We start from the raw sequence: 4,531 nt of genomic DNA, 5'->3' as shown, positions 1-4,531 counted from the left end.
GTGTGCCAACCACTTATCATTACATTTTTTTAGTAAGCTTACTTGTTCTGACTATGTCAAAAAACCTGTATACCTCTCCAGAAAGTTCCAACCTTCTTTCGGTAAGAATATCCTCCAAAAGCTGGGTACCTGCACTCGTGATCGCAGGCATATTTACCCGAGCCCTGACTTTGTTCAGTTCAGTTCTTGCCCTGCCATCATCACCCGTTCTCTGAAAAGCTTCTGCTGCCATCAACAAAACATCTGCGAACCTGATCACTCGGTAGTTCAATGGACTCGTAAGGTCATCATCAGGTAATCCTCTTTCGTCCAATCTTTTGATGTACTTATTGTTGTAAAATCCGGTATGACCACCTCCACCAATGGCGTAGGAAATGTCATCCGAATTGGGCTGTGCCTCAATAAACGCCTCTATGTCCAATAATGTTGCTGCCCTTCTTGGATCGTTGTCCTCAAAAGCATCGTACAAATCTTGAGTCGGAAGGTTGTAGCTGTTCCCATCTCCGTAAAGTGGGCCGTTATATTGTCTAATTCCATGAAAACCGACTGCGGCATTTCCTTCAAGGCAAACAAAGCAACCATAACCTCCACCTTCCAGTCCAGTATACTGAATGGTAAAGACATCTTCATTGATATTTTCATTGGCCACAAAAAACAGCCTGCTGTAATCATTGAAAAGCCCATATCCGGCTTGATTGGTGGTGATCAGATCCCCTAATACAGTTGCTGCCTCGGGATATTTTGCCTGGTATAACAAAACCTTACCCATCAATGCCATAGCTGCTCCTTTGGTAATCCTTCCAATAGTTGGATTTGTCCATGGAAGTGTATTGATAGCTACCTGTAGGTCCTTTTCTATTTGTTCATAAACCTGAGCTTTTGGAGTCCTGTCCGTATTTGGAATTTCATTGATAGACAATCTCTTGTCTACAATTAATGGAACATCTCCAAAAAAGCTTACCAAAACAAAATAATAATATGCTCTCAAAAATGAAGCTTCAGCCAAAATCTGATCTTTGCCATCAAAATTGATCTTATCCTTATTTTCGAAGATGTAGTTGGTCCTCGCAATCCCTGCATAATTAAAACGCATAAGATCACGTAGTTCATTATTGACACCACCATGGGTCATACTTTCTATTTCGTGCAAACCACGGGAATCATTTACGCTTTCTCCTCCTGCAATGGAATTATCTGAAGCGATCTCTCCAATCCATTGAATCAGGTATGAAGTCTGCATCAAATCGTATGCACCAGTCAATGCCCTGTTGAAATCCTCAGGTGTATTGAAGAAATTTTCGGCATCTTGGGTATACTCAGGTTCTATGTCCAGTAATTGATCACACGAGAAAAACACGCTCATGCCGACCAAAATCAATATTAATTTCCTTTTCATGTCAATCAAAATTTAATGTTAATACCGCCCATAATTGTTTTGGCTTGGGGATAAATACCACCGTCAACTCCTGCAAAAAGAGGATTGCCAGACCCCACATCCGGGTCGTAACCCATATAACGGGTCAATGTTACAAGGTTGTTGGCTGCCAAGTAAAATCTCAGCGAGCTAAGTCCTATCTTGCCTGTAATGTCAGAAGGCAGTGTATAACCCAGCTGTACGTTTCTCAATCTCAGGTATGAACCATCTTCTACATAAAAATCAGAAAATACAGTGTTTCTTGTTGCCCCTGTGGTCAGTCTAGGAACTTCATTAGATGTTCCCGGTCCGGTCCATCTGTTGATATTGTAAGACAATTGATTGGCAAAAGGCTGTTGTCTTTCATAGTTTCTGATGATTTCCTGACCAAGGGCTGCGAAAATGTTAGCGGAGAAATCAAACCCTTTGAAATCGAGTCCAAAATTGAAACCCATGATGACATCCGGAATAGGCGAACCTACAAAAGTCCTGTCAGATTCATCTCCAAAATTGATTTGACCATCATTGTTTTGATCAACAAATCTCAAGTCACCCGGCTGTGCACCCTGCTGAACCACCGGACTTGAAGCAATTTCCTCCGCAGTCTGAAAGATTCCATCAGTCTGGTATCCTATAAAATATCCGATTGGAAATCCTTTTTGGAACCTTGTGGCCACATTGCCTCCTACGCTAAATCCCGCACCAGGTATGAAATCAAATCCATCCGGAACTTTTGTCACTTCATTATGAAGGAAAGTGACGTTATAGTCCATTCTGAAATTGACTCCTGTCTGACGGCTTGTTCCATAAGACAATTCCAATTCCCATCCTCTGTTCAATACGTCTCCGGCATTGATGATCGGAGGTGCACCACCTGGACCATATGATCCGATAAGTGAGGAAACTTCCGGTTGGAAAAGAAGGTCTCTGGTATTTTTTATAAAATAATTGGTCGTAAAATCAAAGTTCCTAAACAAAGTGAAATCCAAACCAATATTGGTCTGATAGGTAGTCTCCCACTTTAGATCAGGATTACTAGTTGTTCCGATAGCAGCACCATTTTGCAGTGAATTATTGAATACATAAGTAGCTTCTCCATTGAGGAGTCCTCTGTACCTAAAAAGTCCGATTTGGTCATTTCCAGAAATACCGAAGCTTGCTCTAAGCTTCATAAAATCAATTATTTTGGAATTGAAAAAAGATTCTTCAGAAAGTACCCATGCTCCGGAAAATGAAGGAAAATATCCGATACGGTTGTTTTCACCAAAGTTAGTAGAACCGTCTCTTCTTATGATGGCAGAGAAAATATACCGCTGCTCATAGTCATACTCGCCTCTTAAGAACACCGAAGTAAGTCTTTGTCTCCCTTGAAATGAACCCACATTGTTCAAATATCCTCCCTGCGCCTGATTGGCAGAAATATCAGCATAATCAAGAGAATTGTTAGGAATATTGAATCCTGTCCCGTTCAATCCCAAGCTTCTGTTTCCTAAGTAAGAAACACCGGCAGTACTTCTGATCCTGTGTACATTGTCAAAAGTCCTGTTGTAGTTTAAGAAAGCCTCGAAGTTATAATCCAAGAAAGTATTTCTTGATTCAAATACATTGGCGCCTCTTTCCACTGCGATATTTCCGATATTCACGATCACGGGATCGAGATTGGCATTTGCAGCTGAGTTGGCAAATTTACCAGCACCATACCAAACCAACGGATTGAATGCCTTGAAATCAACTAGGGCGAAGTTATATCCTGCTCTCCCAACTAAAGTGAAATGATCATCTATCTCGTATGAAATCTCTTCTTTCCCTACTAGTTTATTCACCCATGAGTCGTTATAGGTATTTTGTAACTGAGCTAGAGGGTTGATGATATCTGCTACATTATCAAGATAGGAAAACCTCCCGTCAACGAAAACAGGCTCTGTAGGATAGGCATTCACTGTATTATAGAGCACAGAACCGATTCCACCTTGTGCAATGCCATTGCTGTATTCGTGCGTGTATAACAATACATTGGTCAACTTTACTTTTGGTGCCAATTCAGTGATGAAATTCAATCTGGCATTGTACCTCTCAAAATTTGCTTTTGGACCACCTACGATTCCTTGTTGAGAAAAATAAGACCCACCAATTGAATAGGAAGATTTAGCAGAACCTCCGGTTATTGTCAGGTTGTAATCTTGTATCGGTGCATTTTCAAAAATCTCATTTTGCCAGTTGGTACCTTCTCCCAAATTGGGGTTGGTGAAAGGAGGGGCTTGACCTCCTGCTGCAAAAGCTTCATTCTTAAGGATGGCATACTCCCTGGCATTCAACAGGTCGAGTTTCCTAGCCGTCTGTTGCACACCATAGAAAGCTGAAAAATCCAAAGAAGCTTTTGAATTGACTGAGCCTTTTTTGGTTTCAATCAATACAACCCCATTGGCTGCTCTGACACCATAGATTCCTGCAGTACCGTCTTTCAATACGTTGATGGATTCGATATCATCAGGGTTCAGCGCATTCAAACCGGCAGCATCATAGATGACGCCATCCACCAATATAAGTGGATTGTTGTTTCCAAAAGTCCCTATACCCCTAATCCTGATATTTGATGTACCTCCGGGTGCACCGGAGTTGGAAGAGATACTGACACCGGCCAATTGACCTTGCAGTGCCTGGTCTACCCTAGGCATGTTCATTTTGGCTATGTCTTCTCCTTTAACCTGAGAAACCGCTCCCGTCAATTCTTTTTTAGTGGCGGTTCCATATCCGACTACAACCACTTCATTCAATGAACTGATTTCGAATGCCATGGTAACCTCGACCTGAAGACTAGAACTTACCTTGACTAATTGAGTCTTGAATCCTACGAAACTCAGCTTGAGTTCATCACCTTCTTTACCTTCTAAGGCAAAAACCCCATCTATGTCGGTAATTGTACCTAGAAGAGTTCCCACTTTCAATACATTGACTCCTGGGATTGATTCACCCTTCTCATCAACGACTTTACCTTTGATCATTCCTGTTTGTGCATAGGCACAAAAATGAATAAGCAAGGCAATACTTAACCATAAAACTTTTTTCATAAGCATACTTTGGATTTAATTGTCAACTAGCTCAAATCACGTCATAATT

2 protein-coding genes are annotated in these 4,531 nt (G+C 41.3%); both read right to left on the bottom strand.

Annotation, left to right across the window (positions count from 1 at the left end; genetic code table 11):
- Window positions 1–19: 19 nt before the first annotated feature.
- Window positions 20–1,396: a RagB/SusD family nutrient uptake outer membrane protein gene (locus tag ACZFYI_RS16165; RefSeq protein ID WP_462525163.1), complete on the bottom strand. Its 1,377-nt coding sequence runs from the start codon at window positions 1,394–1,396 to the stop codon at window positions 20–22.
- A 5-nt stretch (window positions 1,397–1,401) separates the two neighbouring features.
- A complete protein-coding gene (locus tag ACZFYI_RS16160; protein ID WP_462525162.1) occupies window positions 1,402–4,482 on the bottom strand; it encodes a SusC/RagA family TonB-linked outer membrane protein in 3,081 nt (1,026 codons plus the stop codon).
- Between the last annotated feature and the right edge of the window lie 49 nt (window positions 4,483–4,531).

It is taken from the genome of Aquiflexum sp. (assembly GCF_977115555.1).
The sequence above is the reverse complement of the archived record's forward strand: the minus strand, read 5'-3'. Positions and strand labels throughout refer to the sequence as shown.

What these genes read in the sequence shown, in the direction of transcription:
- ACZFYI_RS16165 (WP_462525163.1), bottom strand. Translation starts at nt 1,396, where the DNA reads ATGAAAAGGAAATTAATATTGATTTTGGTCGGCATGAGCGTGTTTTTC.
- ACZFYI_RS16160 (WP_462525162.1), bottom strand. Translation starts at nt 4,482, where the DNA reads ATGAAAAAAGTTTTATGGTTAAGTATTGCCTTGCTTATTCATTTTTGT.